The sequence below is a fragment of the Reticulibacter mediterranei genome (assembly GCF_016587455.1).
The window spans coordinates 2,990,656-3,011,359 of sequence record NZ_BNJK01000001.1 but is presented as its reverse complement, the minus strand read 5'-3'; the positions used below and the strand labels follow the sequence as shown (position 1 = coordinate 3,011,359).

The 20,704-nt window shown below is 51.2% G+C and carries 23 protein-coding genes; 10 read left to right on the top strand and 13 right to left on the bottom strand.

Annotation, left to right across the window (positions count from 1 at the left end):
* Positions 1-37 precede the first annotated feature (37 nt).
* The 4 genes from K3T83_RS12795 to K3T83_RS12780 all read right to left on the bottom strand — a co-directional run bounded on the left by K3T83_RS12795 (position 38) and on the right by K3T83_RS12780 (position 2,775).
* Positions 38-1,084, bottom strand: a complete 1,047-nt coding sequence (locus tag K3T83_RS12795; RefSeq protein ID WP_220203354.1) for a Stp1/IreP family PP2C-type Ser/Thr phosphatase — start codon at positions 1,082-1,084, stop codon at positions 38-40.
* Positions 1,085-1,088: 4 nt separating this feature from the next.
* Complete coding sequence (locus tag K3T83_RS12790) at positions 1,089-1,466, bottom strand: PadR family transcriptional regulator (protein WP_220203353.1); 378 nt, start codon at positions 1,464-1,466, stop codon at positions 1,089-1,091.
* Between the two features lie 429 nt (positions 1,467-1,895).
* Positions 1,896-2,279: a hypothetical protein gene (locus K3T83_RS12785; protein WP_220203352.1), complete on the bottom strand. Its 384-nt coding sequence runs from the start codon at positions 2,277-2,279 to the stop codon at positions 1,896-1,898.
* Positions 2,280-2,445: 166 nt separating this feature from the next.
* A complete protein-coding gene (locus K3T83_RS12780) occupies positions 2,446-2,775 on the bottom strand; it encodes a hypothetical protein (protein ID WP_220203351.1) in 330 nt (109 codons plus the stop codon).
* On the opposite strand from K3T83_RS12780, the gene K3T83_RS12775 reads away from it, so the two are divergent.
* Together K3T83_RS12775 and K3T83_RS12770 are read left to right on the top strand one after the other, a co-directional pair.
* Positions 2,762-3,391 carry a LysE family translocator gene (locus K3T83_RS12775; protein WP_220203350.1) on the top strand — a complete coding sequence of 210 codons (630 nt, stop codon included), beginning with the start codon at positions 2,762-2,764 and terminating at the stop codon, positions 3,389-3,391. The genes K3T83_RS12780 and K3T83_RS12775 overlap by 14 nt on opposite strands.
* Positions 3,392-3,421: 30 nt before the next feature.
* Positions 3,422-3,919 (top strand): nucleoside deaminase, encoded by a 498-nt coding sequence (locus tag K3T83_RS12770; protein ID WP_220203349.1) that lies wholly within the window; start codon positions 3,422-3,424, stop codon positions 3,917-3,919.
* Positions 3,920-3,946: 27 nt separating this feature from the next.
* Here K3T83_RS12770 and K3T83_RS12765 read toward each other — a convergent pair whose 3' ends face one another.
* The 3 genes from K3T83_RS12765 to K3T83_RS12755 all read right to left on the bottom strand — a co-directional run bounded on the left by K3T83_RS12765 (position 3,947) and on the right by K3T83_RS12755 (position 6,240).
* Positions 3,947-4,210 (bottom strand): hypothetical protein, encoded by a 264-nt coding sequence (locus K3T83_RS12765; RefSeq protein WP_220203348.1) that lies wholly within the window; start codon positions 4,208-4,210, stop codon positions 3,947-3,949.
* Positions 4,211-4,224: 14 nt separating this feature from the next.
* Complete coding sequence (locus K3T83_RS12760; RefSeq protein ID WP_220203347.1) at positions 4,225-5,598, bottom strand: DNA cytosine methyltransferase; 1,374 nt, start codon at positions 5,596-5,598, stop codon at positions 4,225-4,227.
* Between the two features lie 126 nt (positions 5,599-5,724).
* The gene (locus K3T83_RS12755; RefSeq protein WP_220203346.1) at positions 5,725-6,240 is read right to left on the bottom strand and encodes a hypothetical protein; all 516 of its coding nucleotides are present in this window, start codon (positions 6,238-6,240) and stop codon (positions 5,725-5,727) included.
* Between the two features lie 397 nt (positions 6,241-6,637).
* Here K3T83_RS12755 and K3T83_RS12750 point away from each other — a divergent pair, with 397 nt between their 5' ends.
* The 3 genes from K3T83_RS12750 to K3T83_RS12740 all read left to right on the top strand — a co-directional run bounded on the left by K3T83_RS12750 (position 6,638) and on the right by K3T83_RS12740 (position 10,756).
* Positions 6,638-7,540, top strand: coding sequence for a phosphate ABC transporter substrate-binding protein (locus tag K3T83_RS12750; protein ID WP_220203345.1), 903 nt, complete (start codon positions 6,638-6,640; stop codon positions 7,538-7,540).
* 34 nt (positions 7,541-7,574) lie between these two features.
* Positions 7,575-9,539 carry a HAMP domain-containing protein gene (locus K3T83_RS12745; RefSeq protein WP_220203344.1) on the top strand — a complete coding sequence of 655 codons (1,965 nt, stop codon included), beginning with the start codon at positions 7,575-7,577 and terminating at the stop codon, positions 9,537-9,539.
* 347 nt (positions 9,540-9,886) lie between these two features.
* Complete coding sequence (locus K3T83_RS12740; protein ID WP_220203343.1) at positions 9,887-10,756, top strand: hypothetical protein; 870 nt, start codon at positions 9,887-9,889, stop codon at positions 10,754-10,756.
* A 17-nt stretch (positions 10,757-10,773) separates the two neighbouring features.
* Here K3T83_RS12740 and K3T83_RS12735 read toward each other — a convergent pair whose 3' ends face one another.
* The 3 genes from K3T83_RS12735 to K3T83_RS12725 all read right to left on the bottom strand — a co-directional run bounded on the left by K3T83_RS12735 (position 10,774) and on the right by K3T83_RS12725 (position 14,247).
* The gene (locus K3T83_RS12735; RefSeq protein WP_220203342.1) at positions 10,774-12,177 is read right to left on the bottom strand and encodes a hypothetical protein; all 1,404 of its coding nucleotides are present in this window, start codon (positions 12,175-12,177) and stop codon (positions 10,774-10,776) included.
* A gap of 42 nt (positions 12,178-12,219) precedes the next feature.
* Positions 12,220-12,825 (bottom strand): enoyl-CoA hydratase/isomerase family protein, encoded by a 606-nt coding sequence (locus tag K3T83_RS12730; RefSeq protein WP_220203341.1) that lies wholly within the window; start codon positions 12,823-12,825, stop codon positions 12,220-12,222.
* Positions 12,826-12,975: 150 nt separating this feature from the next.
* Entirely contained in the window at positions 12,976-14,247 is a 1,272-nt protein-coding gene (locus K3T83_RS12725; RefSeq protein ID WP_220203340.1) for a serine/threonine-protein kinase, read from the bottom strand.
* A 339-nt stretch (positions 14,248-14,586) separates the two neighbouring features.
* Here K3T83_RS12725 and K3T83_RS12720 point away from each other — a divergent pair, with 339 nt between their 5' ends.
* The 5 genes from K3T83_RS12720 (at position 14,587) to K3T83_RS12700 (ending at position 18,553) form a co-directional block, all read left to right on the top strand.
* The gene (locus K3T83_RS12720) at positions 14,587-15,597 is read left to right on the top strand and encodes an aldo/keto reductase (RefSeq protein ID WP_220203339.1); all 1,011 of its coding nucleotides are present in this window, start codon (positions 14,587-14,589) and stop codon (positions 15,595-15,597) included.
* A 49-nt stretch (positions 15,598-15,646) separates the two neighbouring features.
* Complete coding sequence (gene nudC, locus K3T83_RS12715) at positions 15,647-16,477, top strand: NAD(+) diphosphatase (protein WP_220203338.1); 831 nt, start codon at positions 15,647-15,649, stop codon at positions 16,475-16,477.
* Between the two features lie 55 nt (positions 16,478-16,532).
* Positions 16,533-17,081, top strand: coding sequence for a P-loop nucleotide/nucleoside kinase family protein (locus K3T83_RS12710; RefSeq protein ID WP_220203337.1), 549 nt, complete (start codon positions 16,533-16,535; stop codon positions 17,079-17,081).
* 8 nt (positions 17,082-17,089) lie between these two features.
* Positions 17,090-17,833, top strand: coding sequence for a metallophosphoesterase family protein (locus K3T83_RS12705; protein WP_220203336.1), 744 nt, complete (start codon positions 17,090-17,092; stop codon positions 17,831-17,833).
* Positions 17,834-17,914: 81 nt separating this feature from the next.
* Complete coding sequence (locus tag K3T83_RS12700) at positions 17,915-18,553, top strand: class I SAM-dependent methyltransferase (RefSeq protein WP_220203335.1); 639 nt, start codon at positions 17,915-17,917, stop codon at positions 18,551-18,553.
* A gap of 352 nt (positions 18,554-18,905) precedes the next feature.
* Here the strand turns inward: K3T83_RS12700 and K3T83_RS12695 are convergent, their stop codons facing one another.
* From K3T83_RS12695 to K3T83_RS12685, 3 genes are read right to left on the bottom strand one after another with little or no spacing between them, the layout of a single operon-like run.
* Positions 18,906-19,706, bottom strand: coding sequence for an enoyl-CoA hydratase/isomerase family protein (locus K3T83_RS12695; protein ID WP_220203334.1), 801 nt, complete (start codon positions 19,704-19,706; stop codon positions 18,906-18,908).
* Entirely contained in the window at positions 19,703-19,930 is a 228-nt protein-coding gene (locus K3T83_RS12690; RefSeq protein ID WP_220203333.1) for a PaaD-like zinc ribbon domain-containing protein, read from the bottom strand. Before K3T83_RS12690 ends, K3T83_RS12695 begins: the two co-directional genes overlap by 4 nt.
* Positions 19,930-20,688: a Phenylacetic acid catabolic protein gene (locus K3T83_RS12685; protein ID WP_220203332.1), complete on the bottom strand. Its 759-nt coding sequence runs from the start codon at positions 20,686-20,688 to the stop codon at positions 19,930-19,932. The genes K3T83_RS12690 and K3T83_RS12685 overlap by 1 nt, the downstream gene beginning before the upstream one ends.
* Positions 20,689-20,704: the final 16 nt, after the last annotated feature.

Sequence of the window (20,704 nt, the reverse complement as noted above, 5' to 3'; positions counted from 1 at the left end):
CGTGCTTATGAGCTACAAGCACGTCTGCATTAGCAAGCTAGGCTGATTGAGGGAGTGAGACGCGAGCGACTATAGCGGTGATATTATCGGGGCCACCACATTCATTGGCGCGTGCGATCAAGCGAGTGACTGATTCTTGCGACTCATATTGTTCGACGATAGAGCAGAGTTCGTCTTCGTCAATAACCTCTGACAGGCCATCAGTGCAGAGTACCAGCACGTCGCCGTCCTGAACCTGTTCTGTAAAGATATCCACTTCTACCTCTGCGCAGCAGCCCAGGCTGCGATAAATGACGTTGCGCCGCTCGTGTGTGCGTGCCTGTTCGCGTGTCAGAATACCTGCGCGCACCTGTTCGGCGACCCAGGAGTGATCCTGCGAGACCTGGCGTGGCAATCCATTGCGGATAATATAAGCGCGGCTATCACCAACGTTGGCGATGAAGAGGGTATCGTTGAGCAGGACGCTGGCGATACAGGTAGTGCCCATCCCGCTCTCTTCCACCATTGCGAGATGGTGTATCATTCTGTTTGCCTGTTTCACTGCACGAGATAGGGAAGAGGCGATATCATCGTCATCATCTTCATAGTAGGAGGCATTGACGATTTTCACTGCCATATCGCTTGCCACCTCGCCTTTTGCGTGGCCTCCCATACCATCGGCTACGACGAACAGGGCACCTTTCTTGCTTAATATTTCGGGATCGTCCGGCACCACAGAGACCATGCTATCCTCGTTGTGGGGCCGCTTGAGTCCAACATCTGTTTGTAGAGCAATATCGAGACGTAGAAGATTATCCAGCATTGTAAATTCCCTTTCCAGGCCCAGGAGACGTTTGCATAGTGTGATGACGGCCTTGAGATGTTCGAGAATGGCGGTCATTATGAGGTCATAAAGGATAAAAAGCCACCACTTTACCAGTCCCCAGCCTCCACATCGTTCAAAAGAGTCGCGGCAACAGTCGCGAAAGGTTTGTATCATTTCCCAGCTGTATTTCTGCCGGAATTGTTTTGGGTAGACATAAAGTAAAAGACTATAGAGACGCCCAGAGGTAACAAGCATATGCTTTGATGGACGTGAATCCATTGTGTTACGCTCCCCCTATTGCTTCTGGTCCATGTAGGAGGCGTTTGCTCCTTGCGAGGTTGACCAGACGTTCAAGCCGCTCTGCTTCTGCTCGCACGACGCGTTGCCCGAGGTTAGTCAGGCGGTAGTAGCGGCGACGTTCGTCGTCCAGAGCAGGATCAGGTCGTTCGCCTGACTCTTCTATTAGCCCATCGGCCAGCATGCGCTTGATCGAGCCATAGAGCGTGCCTGGTCCCATGCGTACTTTGCCATCTGTGCGATGAGCAATTTCCTGCATAATGCCGTAACCATGCCGTTCGCCATCTACTAGCGCTAACAGAATATGGAACACCGCGGGCGTTAGCGGGAGCAGACTATCAGGGTCGCGGCCAACATTTTTCATCGCACCTCCATTACACGAGCCAGCCTATCTTTAGCCAGCGTTCTCATTATATATCCACAGCGGATATAAACAACATTGTCCTAACAATACACTGTGTCTTTCCTTTTGTCAAGAGAGCCGACGACACCGCGTTTGTCCTGATAAAACGAGGTAGGAGGCCGATTTTGGATATACGATCTATCCATGACAATCCATCAAAGTATAGCTGAATTTGCGCGATAAGGTGTCAGATAAGGGGTCAAAATTTCGCCTTGCGAGACCTCACAAAATGTTTGATAATATATCTCATGGAGTCGCTTATCCGGCCGTTTTAACGGTGATGAAAATAAAAAAGCCAGCACCCCCAACGAGACTGGGAACGCTGGCGTAAGGTGTCAGTTTGCGGTCTCCGTCAGGTGCCATCGCACCCGCTTGCAGGAAAAAGTCTGATCAATTGGTTGCTTCAGAGCGGTCTCCGTGCCTGAAGAGGGGCCATGTGCCACTCAGAAGTATGATAATCCCGAAGCAGAACAATAGCACGTAGTAAGAAGCGGGAATGATACTGCTTCGCGAGACGCAAGGCAACGAACAAGGAAGAAGCACATCACTGAAGATGTTAAAGAGCAACACAAGTGCTGAGATGAGGCCGAAACCGAGAGAGGCCAGCCAGATCTGACTCTTTCCCCACTTTCTGATCATCCAAATGAGCAGACCCAGCCCGATACCCCAACAGGGAAGAGAAACGAAAAAAACATCAATACTCAGGCACCCTATCCCTAGAATGCCGCCGATACCTGCCAGGCATATAGCACGCCGCAAATAATGACGTTTCATATTCTTCCTTCCTATCACTTGCTGCAAGGAAAGTCTCTTGTCTTAGATTATAGCAAAGAAAGTGTACGAGAAACTAGCCTCCCGCTTTTCTCGCTGGGAACAAGTACTGCTTTGGTTGCACAGAAGAAGCAAGAAACAATGAGAGAACGCTAGCATTCTTTGCGTTTTACAGGCTGGCCAGGGCTTTCCAATTCTCCCATCTAGCAGGAGTGCAGAGGGCGGCAGCCCTTTGCCGGGGTGCGGGGTGTCCCCGCAAAAACCTTTTTTCTTCTCTTTTGCGCGCCGCCGCAGGCGGCGCGCGAAGGAGGGAAGGAAACTGGGGACGCCCCAGGCCCCGGCAGGGAGACCCCTGCACCCCTTTGAGCGGAGAACTGGAAAGCCCTGACAGGCTGGCCGATGTGCTTGACAGGCTGAAGAGTTCGTAGGTATGCTTGCTGTATCCCATCCGTTGAGAAAAGGTGCAAAAAGGAGTAGTCTCACCTATGCCAACTTTCACTAATATCATCCTGGTCTTTATTGCTGCATTTCTTTTAAGCGCCATTCCTGGACCAGATATGCTTTACATCATTGCACGTGGTACAGGACAGGGACGTGCTGCCGGATTGCTTTCCAGTCTTGGGATTGCAACCGGGGGACTGTTACAGACCTGCGCAGTCGCGCTGGGGCTTTCTGGCCTGTTTCTTATGGTTCCCATCGCCTATGATGTAATTAAATATGTCGGAGCGGTTTATCTGATCTATTTAGGAGCGCGCACGATCTTCAGCCGCCAGGAAGTGGTCGCCAGCCCTATAGGAGAGAAAGCGAACCTGGCAAGGGTGTTCTTGCAAGGAAGCCTCACGACGCTGCTGAATCCTAAAGTGGCCTTCTTCTATCTAGCCTTTCTCCCTCAATTCGTCGATCAAACGAGAGGCTACGTTCCTCTTCAGTTGATTATTCTCGGTCTCGTGTATAACATTACTGGTCTGGCTGTAGACTCCAGCGTTGCCTATCTCTCAAGCTTTCTTGGGCAGTGGATCAAAAATCGTTTGGGTGCGGCAAAGCTCTTGCGCTGGCTTACCGGAGGGACGTTTATCGGGCTGGGAGTTCGTCTTGCGTTTTCACAACGGCAATAGCACTGAGACTTGAAACTGTGAGGCTGCGAAATGGAGACAGACCGCTTCTACCTGGAACTTGCTTTGCAAGAGGCGGAAAGAGCAGGCCAGGAGGGAACATATCCTATCGGGGCGCTTGTTGTTGATCCCGATGGAATCATTCTCAGTAAAGGGCGTAACCAGGTTTATAGCGCTGGCGATTATACCGCTCATGCGGAAGTTGACGCGATTCGCAATGCCGGTGGGAGGTTGATGGCGCTCTCTTATCGAGAGAAATGCGCCCTGTACACGACATTGGAACCATGTTTGATGTGTACTGGCGCGCTCCTCCTGGCGAATATCGCCCGCGTCGTCTGGGCCGCAAATGACCCCGACTATGGAGCGCTGCATACATGCTATGATGGTGGATTATACCCCGCTTTATTTGCGCCACTCCTTATGACGGCAACTCCTGATCCAATCATTGCCAATTGTGTCCATGATCTGATGCAACAGTGGATTGCTGATCCAAAGCCTCAGAAAGCTCGTTGGACAGGAATGAAGCAATAAATGTTGGAGGAGCAATGATTCAATTGCCTATTTTCCTTCCATGTTATCTTTAAGGGAAGAAGTCATAAAACGGAGGTGGGCTGCAATGATGTGTTGGGCAATCCATGAGGGAGAGCGATAGACGTTTGAGATGCGCCAGATTTCCTGGGTGCCATTGTGGTACAGCAGGGTTAATGAGATCTGACAGGCATACTGCATGGCTTCCATTTTCATGGTGATACGCGTGATATGTGCATACTCTATTACATAACAGGATCGTTTCGCCTCGTTGCTAAGCTGTGAGCAGCTCATAACTCCCTCTGGCATCAAAATAAGAGCTGCATCGCTTTTTCTTTTTGATAAAGAAATTGCCGCACTGCATCCGCAAACGCTTTTGATACAATCGGTGGGACAGCATTACCAACCAACCGATAACCGCTTACCAGATCCTGGCTTGTATTGGATGTCGTGAAAATAAATGTGTCGGGAAATCCTTGCAACCGCGCACATTCTCGCAATGTAAACGGGCGATCTTCGAGCGGATGAAGGAAATAGCGAGGATTGTGAAAATTCGTAAGTACAGTAGGGGCCGGTTCGTTCCAGAGAGGACGTTTAAAGAGTCCAGAACAAAACAGCGCTCCTTTTAAATCATATCCTCCACTTTTAAATTTTATGTATTCTTTTGAAAGCAGATTTTCAAGATCCTGTTGGACCTCATGCAATCTCGACAGACGCTCTATCTCATCGACGGGTAAAGGATTGCCGTTGGGGAGGTTGCCATATTTTTTGTGTCTGCGGTATTTCGCGATTGTTTCTAAAATATATCTTTCCCGCTCTGAGACCGAACCGAATACTTCGGGGATTTGCCACGTGTATACAGAAGTACTCGCATGTCTGACGTTACAAAGCTTCTGGCCCTCGCGAATCGTGTGAAAAATAGTTGTGTATTTGCTTGGCCATCTATGCGTAATTCTATGATCGGGTATATCGATATCTAAATCGCGTATATCCTGGATCGCGTCTTTAATAGTTTGTATTTGTTGTGGTAATGGCCTCGCCTGTATGTCCCCTGCTCGAAGCGTTGTTTGCTGCCAATGAGCAGATTGCTCTACAGGGTGTATATCAGCTATTGTAAACTCTCCGTTGCGTCTTTTGAAGAAGTGGGTCGGTTCAGGCCAGGAAAAATGCTGATGGATCGATTGCTTAATGCCAACAAAAAATATGCGCCTCCGATGTTGAGGCAAACCAAATGCAATGGCATCGAGAATTCTGTATTCAACACGATAGCCGATTTGCTGAAAATCTGCGACGATGCGCTCTAGATAAGCACCTTTGAAGTTTTGCGATATACCATCAACATTCTCGGCGATAAATATTTGCGGTCGAAGTACAGCAATCGCATTTTTCATCTCAATATAGAGAGCATTTCTTTTGTCTTCAACATTCTTTGGCCCGGCTTTAGAGAAGCCCTGGCAGGGAAAACCCCCAAGTACTATATCACAGGAGCCTATCGTGCTTATGTCTCGATGAAATTCGGTGGAGGTGACATCTCTGAGGTAAACGCGAGGATCTATGTTCCTCGCATAACAGTCAACTGCGGTAGAATCTATATCACACGCATATATCAGATCAAAGCCCTGTTCTTTGAAACCTGCATCAAATCCACCGCACCCGCTAAAAAGGCTCACTACTTTTTTCATCTCTACTCTGGCCTCCTGAGCAACGACAAGAATATATAGATGAATAAAGGATACACAAAAACAGGCTACTGGACCATCTTTTAACATCCAGTAGCCTGTTTTTGTTTGCTTCGGAGTGTGTACTGGCTACTTCTGCACTTCTATTTTGAATGGCAGCTTCATTACATACATCGGGCAGAACTGACCGGGTTTGCAGAGGGCGCGGCTGGAGAAATCGAGCGTTGTTGTGCCTGTGCCTTTGGCGACGTAGCGCCATACACAGACCTGATCGCTCTTGAGCGCGAAACCGCCCGGCCCCTGAAGCTGCAACGCTCCTTGCGAAATCTGCGGACCTGACCACTGATGGCCGAAGGGGAGGCGAACCTCTACTATATCACCGTTATGTACAACCACCGTATCTTTGATGTCGGTTGGCTTGATCGTCACATTTGGTTTGTTGCTCTCGCTGGTCATTACCGTATTGTTTGGGCAGCCATTGGCCGCACTGTAGGTCTGGGTTGGGATGGGCGTAGGAGATGCTGCGCCGGTTCCTCCGGTTTTCGTGGTGCCTGTTCCTGCACTACCGCATGCGGCTAGCAGCAGGAGAAGCATAGTAGCCGCAAAGCAAAACATAACAAGCGATTTCCGCTGGATATGATACATACTAACCTCCTTAGAAGCCACACGGACTTATCAATCATGCCCTACGGCCTCCGGCGTGATAGCAAGATGCCATCACCTCAAACAACGCTTCTTCATTATAGACATGACGCTCTATCCACAAGAAAAGTTCCCGCTGCTCTCTCGCAATCTCTCAGTTCTGCAATATTTCGGATGCGTTATTGTCATCCCCTACCTATCCTTTGGGAATCTTAACTTCTGGTTAACACGCCTTTAAATCTGCTCATCCATACTGTGAATGTGCAGGAACCTCGCCTTATGGCATAGGGAAAAGATACATGTTTTTCATGCTATCGCTGCACACGAATCTATACATTTATTTGCAGGAAGAAAATATGCAAGGAGCTTCTTTGCATAGTGGTATGATGTGGAAGGAAATATGTTTGACTATGCTCGAAAGGGGATTCCACTCCATCTGCTGGTAGGCACACTTTTGCTCCTATTTCTCACCAGTTGTACGGGAACAGTGGGCAATTCGGCGGAATTAGAGGGACATCTAACTGTAGCTGGCTCAACAGCATTGCAACCGCTCGCCAGTGCCGCGGCTGATCTATTTGGCAAGCAACATCCTCGTGTGCGCGTTGAGGTGAGTGGAGGTGGCAGTATTTCAGGTCTGCGAGCTGTTACCGGGCAGCAAGGCCACGCCGATATCGGCACGTCAGATATTTATGCTGACCCCGCTATTTACCCAGATCCCAACCTGACCGATCATATTGTGTGTGTTATCCCATTCACAATGATCGTCAATCCCGGCGTCAATGTGACCTCACTGACACAGCAGCAGATTATCGATATCTTCTCAACTGGCCAGATTCGCAACTGGAAACAGGTTGGAGGCCCGGATCTGCCGATTACTCCGGTCGTTCGCCCATCAACCTCCGGTACGCGCGATACGTTCCGCAAATATATTCTCGGTGGACGCGACGAAAAAGGGACGCTGTTGAAAACCGATTCATCTGTGGAGGTGCGCAATATCGTTGCCCACACACCGGGCGCAATAGGCTATCTGGCCCTCTCCGTCCTGAATTCGCAGGTGCGTGCTATCTCCATTGATGGCCAACAACCAACGCAGGCCAGCATTGCAGCAGGGCACTATTCTTTCTGGAGCTACGAGCATATGTATACGCTGGGTGACAGCACAAATAAAGTGCAAGAGGCGTATCTGGAATTTATGCTCACTCCAGCAGTACAGCAACTCGCTCAAAAAATGGGCTACATTCCTATTGCCAGCATGAAACTTCCAACTCTCTCGGCAGCGGGAACATCGCCTGCTACGCCCTGACTGTTTAGCCATATGAATGCGAGGTACATCGCTTATGAGTTCCTTATCTCACCGTCAACATGCTCCTCTTCCATCGTTTCCCCCATCGCCGGAGCAGGGAGCTTTACCAATTCGGCCCAAATTCCGGCGGGCTGGCAATATGTTGCTTGATCTCTCCATCGGGCAACGCCTGACCCTGGGATTTCTTGCTGCGGCGCTGATTGCTACGCTGGTTGCCAGCCTCGTTGGTGTTCTCCGTTCTCAGGCGCTCAGTCGGCAGTCTGATTTTTATCAGCATTTGTTGCAGGTAAATACGTCATTGACCACTGGTGCTAATTTTCTTCAACTGATGAACACAGCCGTCCATACGCATCTGGATACAGCAGATACAACGGCACCGTCGCAGGAATCGTTAGATCAGCAGCACAAGGCTATTCAAGATCTTGACGGGCGGTATGATATCATTCTGCAAGAGTATGTGAAGAACGACCTTCTTGTTCGTCATCCAGACCAGCTGGCCCTGCTGACAGAGGCAGGCAACACAGGTCAGGAGAATCAACAACAAACGCTGGTGGGCAGCGCCTTGCGTACATGGAACGTCTATCGCATCGCACAGAATCAGGTCTTGCAAGATGTTCAATCTGGCAATCTTGCGAACGCGCAAAAATTGACGCGCGTCCAGGCAGAACCAACCTGCGCTGATGCGATAAGCGCCTTGCGTGCATTGATACAGTTAAATCAGCGTCTTGCGAACTCCGTTCACGATGCAGCCAGCGTGGAAGAACAATATCAACTAATTACAACTATCATTGGCGCGATCCTGGCGTTTCTGGCGATTACGCTGGTGGGCTGGTTTATCTCGAATACGCTGGTCAAGCGGCTCAAGCAGCTTCGTCAGGTCACGCATGCGGTTGAGCAGGGGCAATTGCAGGAGCGCGTGCATGTGGTTGGACGCGACGAAATCGCCGACGTTTCCGCCTCGGTCAATGCCATGCTGGAGGCCATCGTCAATCTCTTACAGGAGACGCGCAATCAGCGTGATGCTCTGACCAACGCTGCCGAGCATCTCTTCTCCGATATGCGTGTGGTTAGCGCTGGTGATCTGCGCATTAACGCCCCTGTGACCGATGATCCTATCGGCATGCTGGCCAACGCCTTCAACTTCACTGTCAGTCGCTTCCGCCGGTTTGTCCTGCGTGTGCAAACGGCCATTGAGCAGATAGATGTGATCTCGCGCCAGGAGCTAGAGCGTGCGGAACATTTCGCCCTCGTTCTGGCCGCTCAGCAGGGTAAAGGAGGAACAGGAAAGCTAGCAGACGAGACTGTAGGGGCGAAGGATAATGTTGAGAGCGAGCCTGACGTGTTTGAACTGGTTGCCCACCTGCGACAGGTACGCGAGCGCCTGCAAAAAATCTTGATTGAGAGCATGCAGCAGCGCACACATACGGTGCAAATCCTCTCTGAGCAGGTGACGCGCACACTCGCTGAAACGGCCCGGCTGCAAAATAACAGGGCAGACGGTGTTGTGCAAATCCCTGTACGCGAACTACGAACGATGGATCAATTGCTCCAACGTATGAGGATGGAGCTACAGAATGTACAACAGAATACCGCTAAACATTTAATCGAACTGGATACTGCATTGACCAGCTTCACTCATAGCTTGCAAAAAGGGAAGGGTCGAATAGTGACTGGTTCGCAGGCGTTATCAGTGAAAGATCAGGTCGATCTGGCACGCTTGAGTACGAGCTTCGCAACCGAAGTGGGAACGCTGGCTCGCAAGTTAGGGACGCTCTCTCAAGAAATGCGCGCTGGTATTGTGGCTTTCCAATTAGACGTACCCGAACATGTTGGCAATGTCGGTCCAACCTCTCAGGCTGGCATTGGTCCCGTCGCTCAGGTCGGTACGGTGAGCAAAAAGGCTGCGAATTATGCCTTGCCGAATGGGGCTCTCGCGCCTGAGCAGAGAAGCAGCGCTGCCTCACCCTGGTCACTACATACAACCCGCCCTTTATCGTGAACCATATATTGCAGGCGCTTCCTGACTTCCTCATCAATGTTGATGGTGTAGCGCCTCACTTGCCTTCCTCCCCTCTTTGGACTAGCCTCATACCCATGAAATGCTCCATCACAAGACGAAAATAAATTACACAAGAGAAGCGTGAATTACAGGAAAATAGCGAATATAAAAAATGCATTAAGAAATTCGAGGATCTTCGTGGAAATATTGACGTATACTGCACGATCTGTTACTTTTTTATAGAGTACCGTAACCCCACTCACGATCACTATTTTACTACAAGTCTTTAAACTCGCGGCCATCACACAATCGTTGTTTTCACGATACTACTTAATGGGAGATTTACAATGACCTATATTATTTTGGCTGCCGCGCTACTTATTTTTATCGTTGTGACGCTTATTGTTGTTTTTGCTAAACGGCGTTCTATGGTGGACGAGCCACTCGCTGTATCTGAAACGGGAACTGCAACGAATACTGCTGCCTCTCAATTGTCGTTTGATACGTTGCCGCCGTTGCAGACGCAAGCCTATTCAGACGACCGGTCTTCCGAATTGATGCGGCGCGAAGCTCACTTCCAACCATTTGCAGGCAGCGAAGCCAACCGAACCAGTGGAAATGCATTTCCCCGGCTTCCGGCACAAGAATATTTAGAGCCGTCCGTGCGCGGACGCTCATTATATGAACGGGATACGCCTCTGCCTCAGAAGCTTCAGTCCCGGGGGCCGCTCTATGATCTTGAGAGAGAGTATGAGCGGGGCATGCAAGCAAACTACGATGACTATATAGGTGCTGTGCACCTGCTTCTTACGCACGTTGTGATGAAAACGCCTGCTGAAGTAGAGCTGGCCTTTCAAATCTGCACGCGTAAGATCCAGGCAGCGCTTCAGCAGAAAGGATTGGAACGTGCGCCTCTGCTGGTCGATATCGCCGGACTTACGATAGGAGGAGACGCGACAACAGTCTGGGGACAATCCTTGAAAGCATGTTGGGATAAGGTGTGTGTGAAGGGTGAGAACGAACTCTATCTTGCCGCTCACTATAATTCACATGCGTCTCCGTCGGGGAAAGAGCAGCTTCAGGAAAAGATCAGGCGCATTCAATTGATGACTTCGGCCGTGCTGAACGATTTCCAGAGCAATATTTTTGATACTCGTGAAGAGGCTGTCGCGTTTCTGCAACGCCTGCGAGAGCTATCAAGGCCTGGACACCGCTAATATGTTGTCGTTCTCCATCAGTGCCGATGGAGAAGCGTTCTTGTCAGCCTAGGACGGTATGTTACGGCCAGAAGCAGGCATACCCCCATCAGATACCCGCAAATCCACAATCCTAGCAGCCATTGTTTGCCGGGTACATAGACCGAGGGAAGGATGTCGGTCAGGCGATAGTGGGATATCTGTAAAAAGGCCAGCGTGCCATTGACGCCGGATTCAGCGTTAAAGCCGTTGTGCGGTGGAAGCAGCGACAGGAGGCAATAGACAAAGCCGTAGCAGAGCGTTATGCGCCATAGGGTGTGCAACCACATCGTATCTACACGTTCCAGCGCATAGGCCAGATAGAAGGCATAGAGCGGGAGCAAGGCCAGCAGGAAGCGACCAGGAGGACACCAGCCGCCGGACCAGTGGCGAAACGAAGTGAAGGCCACGATATAGGGCACCGAGACCACCAGCACTAGCAGATGATAGCCCACGAAGCGCCTTTTTAGTGTGAGTAGGATGCCAGGTAACAGGAAAAGGAAGATCGGGAAGTTGAGCAGGATACCATGCTCCTGATCGAAGAACATACCTACCATCCCCATAAAGGGCATGACTTCAAATGGCTTGCTATTGCCGTTAATCTGGTTCGTAGCCGGATTGAGCGTCCCCCAGACCTGATAGCTATAGATTTCCAGGGCCAGCGACAGGATGAGCAGCGGCAACAGGTAAGCGATATAGTAGTGCCAGTGGCGAAAGCGATATTGTTGATAGATCTTGCAGAGCAGCAGAAAGAAGAGCGGGATCTCCAGCAGGGCCAGGCGCATATGCACCCAGGGCAAGATGCCAAGCAATACGGCGCTGATAGTTAATCCTTGCCAGGAAATTTTGTCTTGCCACAAAACATAGACCGCATACACGCACGCCAGTGCCCCTATCGGCTCAACAAATGTGAGGTGAGAATAGATATAGAACGGCGAGGCCACGCTATAGGCAACGCAGGCGCGGAATGAGGTCTTCTGGCTGATGCCCATCAACAGAAGCAGCCGGTACATGGTAATGATGGTCAGCACTGCTACAAGCACGATAAACCAGACCGCGCCCAGGCGTCCCAGCAAGGCAAAAGGCAGCAGCCAGAGCAGGGGAGCGCCGATATTGTGCAGCGGCAACACCTGTCCCAGCGCGTTATAGGTGATATGCGGCTCGATGAGCAGAGGGTAGAACTGGAAATAATCGCGGTGGTTGTAATCTTGCATTACGTCGAGCGAGTGATACTTGAGCAAGGTCTGGCTGATGATCAGATAGTGCGGCTCATCGCCGGAGGGTAAGCAACCAAGTAACACATAGAAGAGAGCCGTCAGGCCAAAGAGCAGGCTACAGATAACAATAAGTGCTAGCTGATAATCATCCTTCATTCGTGCATACCACGAGTGCAACAAAGACATAAACGCATCCTCTATCGTTTTCTTATATTCATATAAAATCAGTTACACTGGGGAGCCAATGGTTGCCAGCATCACCAGAAGCTCTTCGGTATCACTGAGAAAATGGTGGGCAGGCAGAACTTGATGGGCCAATCCCAGGCGCATAGCCTCCTGTGCTGTGAGCGTCTCGCCGCTCTGCATGAGGCGGGTGGTATGTTCCTGACTGATCAACGAGGGAAGGTAGGTGGAGACAGCGGAGGAGAAGACTCTGGCGTTTACGGCCGGAAGACGGAAGAGGGCATCGTCGCGAGCAATTACGACATCGCAGAGCGCGGCCAGTTCGCAACCTGCTCCAAATGCGCTTCCCTTGACCAGCGAGACCAGCGGAACGTGTTGCTTGCGTAACTGATCGAGAGCAGCCTCGGTCTCCTTGGCGGCGCGTAGGAGATCCTGGCGGTGTCTTTCATCGTCGTCGGGCATATCAACGCCGGCACAGAAAGCTCGCTCACCGGTTCCGGTAATCACTACGAGACGTGAGGAACGCTGCAAAGTTTTATGGATGGCGGCGTTCAGCTTATCGAGTATAACAGCCGTGAGCGTATTGAGTGGAGGTTTATCGAGGATGAGCCAGAGGATATCTTTATGGGAGCGCACATGGACGTTCGACATGTATTATTTCCTGGTTACTCAAGCACAATCAAAGCAATTGCAGAAATTGATCCAGATCGTTTACTCTCTCTATAGAAGAGAAGCAATACAGTATCTTCAGCAATTATAACACTTCTTCGCCGAAAGAAGTAGCGTGAGTTGTGTAGATTTTCACATAAAGAGGTGAAAAGCAGCAAAGATGCCACCAATAATGATCAGGACGAGGATGATAAAAATAAGGCCGGACAGGACGGGCGATGATTGTTTGTCTGGCTCCTCCTCCAAAGTGATAGATCGGGTCATAGAGCGCCGCTCTTCATATGCTAGTTTGGCAGTAATACGCGCGTGCTCTTGATGCGCTGCTCTGCTGGTGATTGATTTCTCCTGAATAGGCCGCTTTTCTTCCTCTTCTGTATTCGGTTCTTTATTTGTTGATGGTTTCGCTGCGGGAAGTGTAGAAATAGCTGATTCTACGGCTGCTACCTGGAATGTTTTTGCGACAAGTGAGGACATCTCAGCAGAGGCGACAAGTGTGACGGCCTGATCTTCCGAGGTTGTCTGTTCTGTGACAATAGGATCGGTTGTGGCTATAGTCAGGACTGGTTCGGCGGAACGGGCAAGCAGGCGGTAATCGAAAGAGTAGCCCTTCTCTGCCAGTTCAAGCGCGGTGGCAAATGCGCGTACGTTGGCGAAACGGTCGATAGGATCGGCTGCGAGGCCAATTAACACCACCTCTTCAACGATTGGAGCGATGCCTGGTACGCGTTCGTGCAAAGGGAGTGGGGCCGCATGCATAGGTTGTCCATTATAGTCAAAAAGAGGTGGCATTCCACAGAGCCACTCATAGACGACGGCAGCCAGCGCATACTGATCGCTTGCATAACAGGGTTGCCCCGCTAATTGTTCGGGAGCCATATATGGGACGGAGCCAGCTACTTCGTGAGGCATAGCTATGCCGCCGCTCTGAACGTTGAGAGCCAGCCCAAAATCTCCAAGCAGGATCGTTCCATGCTGCCCGACGAACATATTGCCTGGTTTGACATCGCGGTGAATCAACTTTTGCTCGTGTGCATACTGCAAGGCATCTGCAATTTGTTGGATATACGAGACGATGCGTGGTAGTGGCAGCATCGTTCCACCTGGATGTCGCTGACGTAGCGTGCCACCAGCTGCGTAATCCATCACTAAAAACGGAATGGTATTTTGTATGCCTGCATCGAGCAAGCAGATAACATGAGGATGTGTAAGTTTGGCAAGCGTGCGCGTTTCGGCATGAAACTGCTCGATAGCGATAGAATCATCTAACTGCACTTGCAACACTTTGATTGCAGCGTACGAGCCATATTGCAGATGTTCTCCCACGTATACATCGGCGAAACTTCCCTGGCCGATGAGATCAACTAAGCGATAGCTGCCCAGCTGCTCGCCTATCCAGTTGGTCATTGCAAAGTCCCCCCATTCAAGCGCATCAAGCAACCCGATTGCGCCGATCCAGAGGCGCGGCTGATGCCGGAAATATCTATTGTAGAATACACCATCACCATATTAGTACGTCAAGTGACCATCCTGAATGATTTGAAGAACAAAGCCTCATTACCAATACGTTTATGCTTGCGATAAAGCATACAGATGATTACAACGCCTGCCTTTCTCTAAGATATAATAAGGACATAGGAGTTTGGACAAAGAATGTGGTAGGGGACGCAACGCTGATTTTTCACATGTTGTTTAGGAAATATGGGTTATATATCAGGTAGCCCCCATTAGAAAAGTGAGCCGTTTATGAACATCACATCATTAGGACGTACTGGCTTGAAAGTTAGCAGGATTTGCCTGGGAACCATGACTTTTGGTAATCAGGCGGATCAAGCAACGTCCTTCGCCATTATGGATGTCGCCGATCAAGCAGGCGTCAATTTTTTTGATACTGCCGATGTCTATCCGCTAGGTGGCGATCTGGACAGCGTTGGCAAGACGGAAGAGATTGTGGGCAATTGGCTCAGTGAGCGTGGTGCGCGCGATCGGATCGTGCTGGCAACCAAGTGTCATGGCAAGATGGGAACCGGTCCCAACGACGAGGGATTGAGCCGTCGCCATATTATCGCCGCCTGCGAACAGAGTTTGCGCCGCCTCAAAACCGATTATATCGATCTGTACCAGGTTCATGCGTTTGATCCAACCACTCCGATTGAGGAGACGCTGCGAGCGCTTGACGATCTGGTGCATGCCGGGAAGGTGCGCTATATTGGCTGCTCAAATTATCCCGCGTGGCGGCTTGCCGATGCGCTCTGGACAAGCCAGTTGCTCAATCTGGCCCGTTATGATAGTGTGCAGCCGCGCTATAACATGCTATTTCGTATGATTGAGGATGAATTGGTCCCGCTGTGTCAGGCTCACGGCGTCGGCATGATTGTCTACAATCCACTGGCTGGTGGCGTGCTGACCGGTCGTTACCGTCAGACCCGCGCCGTTGAGCAGGGCACGCGCTTTGCATTGAAGAATAGCGGCGAAATGTATCAGCGGCGCTACTGGAAAGATCCTATGTTCAATGCGGTTGATCGTCTCGCCAGTGTCGTTGAGCCACGCGGGAAGAAGCTTGTTGAGGTTGCACTGGCCTGGGTGCTGGAGCAGCCGGGTATCACCAGCGCCATTCTCGGTGCCAGCAAACCAGAACAGTTAACAGAAAGTTTACGCGGTATTGATGTTACACTGGATGAAGAAGAGCGTCAGATTTGCAATGATCTTTGGTACGATATACCTCGCGAGCGCGATCCTTTCCTTGCCCGCCGCTAAATCTCTTGAACATTCCATACGACATCGAGCAGTCCCAGGAGGATAATCTATGGCCCTGATATTTCAACGTACCTATCCACCGGCTCTTCCCGCAGAGGGTCTGGCATTCTGGTTCCCTTTTCGCAAGGGCGAACTGCTCGTGCAACAAACCGAGCGGGGCAGCATTGACATCATGAGCGGCACAGAGCCGGATCTCGCAGCGCTTCAACCTCAGACGATCACTTATCTTGGCATTCTGAATGGCAAACCCTGCATGGCTTGCGAGGTGAGTGCTGAGACGCCATTGCCAGAAAACTGGAAGGCGCTGGAGCTACGAGCGCTCTACAACGAGGTAGATGCTTCGCTCTACGGTATTGCGGGTTATGCCTTTCAGATATTGCTCTGGCAGCAGGACAGCCGCTATTGCCCCGTCTGTGCTCATCAGACCGAGATCATTCCGGCGAGCTGGGGGAAGCAATGCCCCAATTGTGGCTATATCAGCTATCCTCCAGCGGTTCCGGCGGTGCTGGCGCTGGTGCATGATGGTGAACGGGTGCTGCTGGGCCATAAGCCCGGTTGGGGTCCTCGCTACAGCATTCTCGCAGGTTTTGTGGAGCCGGGCGAGTCTCTAGAGGAGTGCGTCGAGCGCGAGGTGATGGAAGAGGTTGGCGTGCAGGTGACCGATATTACGTATGTTGGAAGCCAGCCCTGGCCGTTTCCGCATCAGTTGATGGTCGGTTATATGGCTCGCTATGCGGGTGGCGAGATTCGCGTCGATGAGCAAGAACTCGACGAAGCGCACTGGTTTCACGTTGATGAGTTGCCCAACCTGCCGCCTCCATTGAGCCTGGCTCGCCAGATCGTCGAAGCCTGGGTTAAGATCCATCGAGGCGAGAAATAGCATAAGCAAAGAAGGGGAAACATGCCCCAGTTTGTTCAAAGATAAGGAGAGCCTTGTGTGGCTGATCGTCATGAAAGGGCCGCCCGGAAGCGGCAAAAGCACTATTGCCCGCGCGTTGAGCAGGCGGCTATGTTATCCCCTTATCGATAAAGATGATATTCTCGACATATTGCATAGGGATGAGCAGGTTCCTGATGTTCTGGACAATAATGCGCAGCTTGCCAGCGGGCTGTCATATGATGTGATGTTTCATGTTGCCCGTCGCCAGCTTTTGCAGGGATTGAGCGTGATCTGTGATAGCCCGTTGACTAGCATTATTGGCTATCGACAGGCACAAACGATTGCTGCCGAAAATCGAGCGACCCTTGCTATTGTTGAATGCTGCTGTCCCGATACGACGCAATGGAGCCAGCGCATCGATGCACGTAAAATGTTGTCTTTGCCTCCCCATCATCAGACCGATTGGCACGCTGTACAGAGCTATCTCAGCTACAACCGTTCCGAGTCCAGCTATCCCATCACTCATCTGCATCTGATGACAGATACGACTAATCCACTTGAACAGTGCGTTGATACGATTGTGAACTGGCTAGAAATGTCATAGAAGGAGGCATGATGCGACTTGGCTTGATTGCAGATATTCACGGAAATCTGTTCGCGTTGGAGGCAGTAGTGGATGAACTGGTGCGGGAGCAGATCGATCAGATCATTTGCCTGGGTGATGTTGCCGCGCTGGGGCCACAGCCACATGAGGTGCTTGCTCGCTTACAGGCGCTCAATTGCCCGGTGATTATGGGCAATACCGATGCCTGGTTGCTGAATGCTCAGGTTCCGCCAGAGGTCGCAGCCGAAAATTCGCGTCCGATCTATGAAATGGCCGTCTGGTGCGCGGAACAGCTTTCTCAAGTGGAGAGAGACTATTTGCATACCTTCCCCGCCACGCTTGAGCGCCCTCTTGGTGGAGAGAGAACACTCCTATGCTATCATGGTTCGCCTCGCTCCTTCGACGATGTAATTGCTGCTGTGACGCCCGATGCAACGGTGAAGGAGATGCTCGCTGGCTATTCGGCGGCTGTGATGGTTGGAGGGCATACACATACTCAGATGGTGCGCCGTTATGAGGATGTACACATTATCAATGTTGGTAGCGTCGGCTTGCCTGGGGTGAATGCTGGGAGTCCCGAACTGGCGAAAAATCGCAATGTATCCTGGGCCGAATATGGCATATTAAGCGTGGAGCAGGGGCGTTTGAGCATTGATTTGCGCAGAACGCCCATTGATGTTAATAGGATGATCCAGGCTGCAATGCGTACTCGCATGCCTCATCTGGATTGGTGGGTACAGAAGTGGAAATAACCTAAAAGTAATCCAATTGGTCAGTATTACCGCTTTTTCTCCTGACAAAAAGAAAAGGATGAGATAAGGAGGAAAATCGATATGGTTAGCTTGAAAGATCGTTTTGGCGCTTATATCAATAGCCATCATCGTTGTCCAACGGGTTTTGTTGGAATGCTGGTTGCTGACAAGATGGTTCGCCAGCACCAACCGGAACATACCTGGGCAGTCTCAGAGTTAGCGCTTCAACCCGCTGATGAGGTGTTAGAGATCGGATTTGGTGCTGGTCGTGCGGTTGAATTAATGGTTGAGCAGGTAACTCAGGGGCATATTTACGGTATTGACCTTTCGCCGACAATGGTGCGTTCTGCCAGTCGTCGCAACGCACTGGCAGTTCGAGAGGGACGCGTGATCCTGCAACATGGCGATGTCTCTACGCTGCCCTTTGCCGATCAACAGTTCGACAAAATCTTGAGCATTCACTCCATCTATTTCTGGTCCGACATTCCACAGATTATACAGGGTCTCTTCCGCATCCTCAAACCAGGCGGCAAGCTGTTTCTGGTACTTGCCACAACCTGGATTAATGCCGATGGCGAGAAAATAGTCGATCCCTTACAGGCCACTCTGGAAGAACAGATTATTCCAGGCATGCTGCGACAGGGCTTTACCGCTGCTTATTTAGCTCAGGGGCCGGACAACAGACAATTTAACAATGTTGCTGTAGTTGGAGAGAAATAGCTCTTTTCGTTTTGTCGTTGTGCGATTATTGATGCATCCAGCAAATGTGCCGGGAGAGAGGGTTCTCCCCTCATCCGTAGCGACAAGGGGAGGTGTGGAGGGGTTGTGAGGGCCTTGCGCTTGTCGCCGTTGGGATCACGTTGGAATCGGGAAGCAGAACAACGATGTGGCGAGGGCGACAAGCGCAAGGCCCTCACCAAGACTCCCAGGCCCCCCTTGTCGCTACGGGTGAACCCAACATTCTCTGTACCCATAGCTATTCCCCTTTATTTGTCGGATGCTCCAATTGCCGCATATTGCCCTTATCCATCTAAATGATCGATAAATCATGAGGCTACGACATTGGAAGGGATCAGCGACCGCTAAAGTTGCCCTTGCGTTTCTCGTTGTAGGCGGCGATGCCCTCTTTGGCATCCTCGCTTTGGAAGCAGAGTTGTTGCAGTTCGCGTTCGAGCGCCAGCCCATCGGCGAGCGCAACCTCTGCACCTGATTGGACCGCGCGCTTGATGCGTCCAACGGTGCGAGAGGCGCGATTGGGTGGGCAAAACTGTTTCGCGTATTGCATCACCTGTTCCCAGAAGTTTTCGGACTCGTAGATATAGTTAATCAGCCCCAACTCCTGTGCATCCTCAAAGCTCATCAGTTTGCCCTCGGTCATGTACTCAATAGCCTTGTTTTTGGGGAGAGCGCGGGCAAGACGCTGAGTGCCACCTGTGCCGGGCAGTACGCCCAGATTGATCTCTGGTAAGCCCACTTTGCCAGCGTTGCGCCGTGCGATGCGAATGTCGCAGGCGAGGGCGATTTCCAGACCACCACCGACTGTATGACCGTTGAGGGCGGCAATAACAAGCTTGGGTGTCTGTTCCAGGCGGGTTAAGGTCTCGTTGGCATGCAGGCAAAAATAATACTTATAGGTCGGGGTGACGGAATTGAGCATGCTGATATCCGCTCCGGCACAGAAAAACTTTTCACCTGCACCTCGCAAGACCAGCACATGCACGTTCTCGTCGAATCGCGCCTGCAAAATAGCGTTATCAAGCTGGCTCATCATCTCGTAGCTATAGGTGTTGGCGGGGGCGTTAGTTAATTCTATAATGGCAATGCCATCGCTCACGGTATAGTTTACCAGCGTTCGTTCGGTGGTTGTTGTCATAATTGACCTTCCTTTCGTGCGGCATAGTCATGCAGGACAGCATCGTCCTTAATATACTCAAAAGGTGTACGACAGCGGTTACAATAATACTGCACGGTCAACAATTGCTGGCCGAACAGCGAGAAAAGCTCTGTTTCAGTTGAGCCACAATAGGGGCAGGTAACAGCATCCTTTGCTAGCGTTTTCCCGTGCTGCCCCTGATCTGGCATCTTTTCACCCTCCATCACTCTAGCCTCCTCGCTACCGCATTCCAGTGCGACCAGGGCAACGGCTGCGATGGTTGCCAGCTTTTTGTCTCCACGTCAAAGCGAACAGGCATCTCGATAGCAAGCGCGTTGAGCGTTGGCATAATCTCGCTCAGGTAGCGCTGGCGTAGTTCGTCGGGCGTGCCATTGAGCATATCTTCCTGGCAGAGTCGTTGCATGGCGGGATCATCAGTTGGGCCGAACCAGCAGAGCGTCTCATCCCACAGACGTTCCAGCGAGCGCAACATAGTCGCACGTACGGCACCACCAGCATTTGCTAGCCGGCGCACCCAGCCTTCGCCGTGCATCTGATGAATACGCTCCTCCTGTACAATCTTGCGTGCTCGCTGGCGTAGCGGCTCGTAGCTGGAATCTTGAGCGGCTTTGAAGAACGTGGTGAGGGCGGTGTCGAGCAGAAAATTGGTGGCGACAAAATCTGACCAGCCCTGAAAATCCTGATCGAGAAAGGCGAGGTGATAGTGCAGCGTGCGCGTCTCTGGCTCGATCTGACTGAGGTCTGCTTCGGCCTGCGCGAAATTGTCGAGCAGAGGGTACAGCGTGCGCGCATGGCCGAGTTCGTCCTGTGTCATGGCGGCAGCTGCGACCGCAGCCTCTAGCGCCGGAGCACCATTGCACCAGTAGGCATAGCGGCGGCCTATTGCCTGCTTGTTGTCGGCCAGCGACGCTAAAATAGCGAAAAGTGCGGCATGGTCTGTTCGCTTTGTTGTGCTTGTCATAGTTCCTCAATTACAG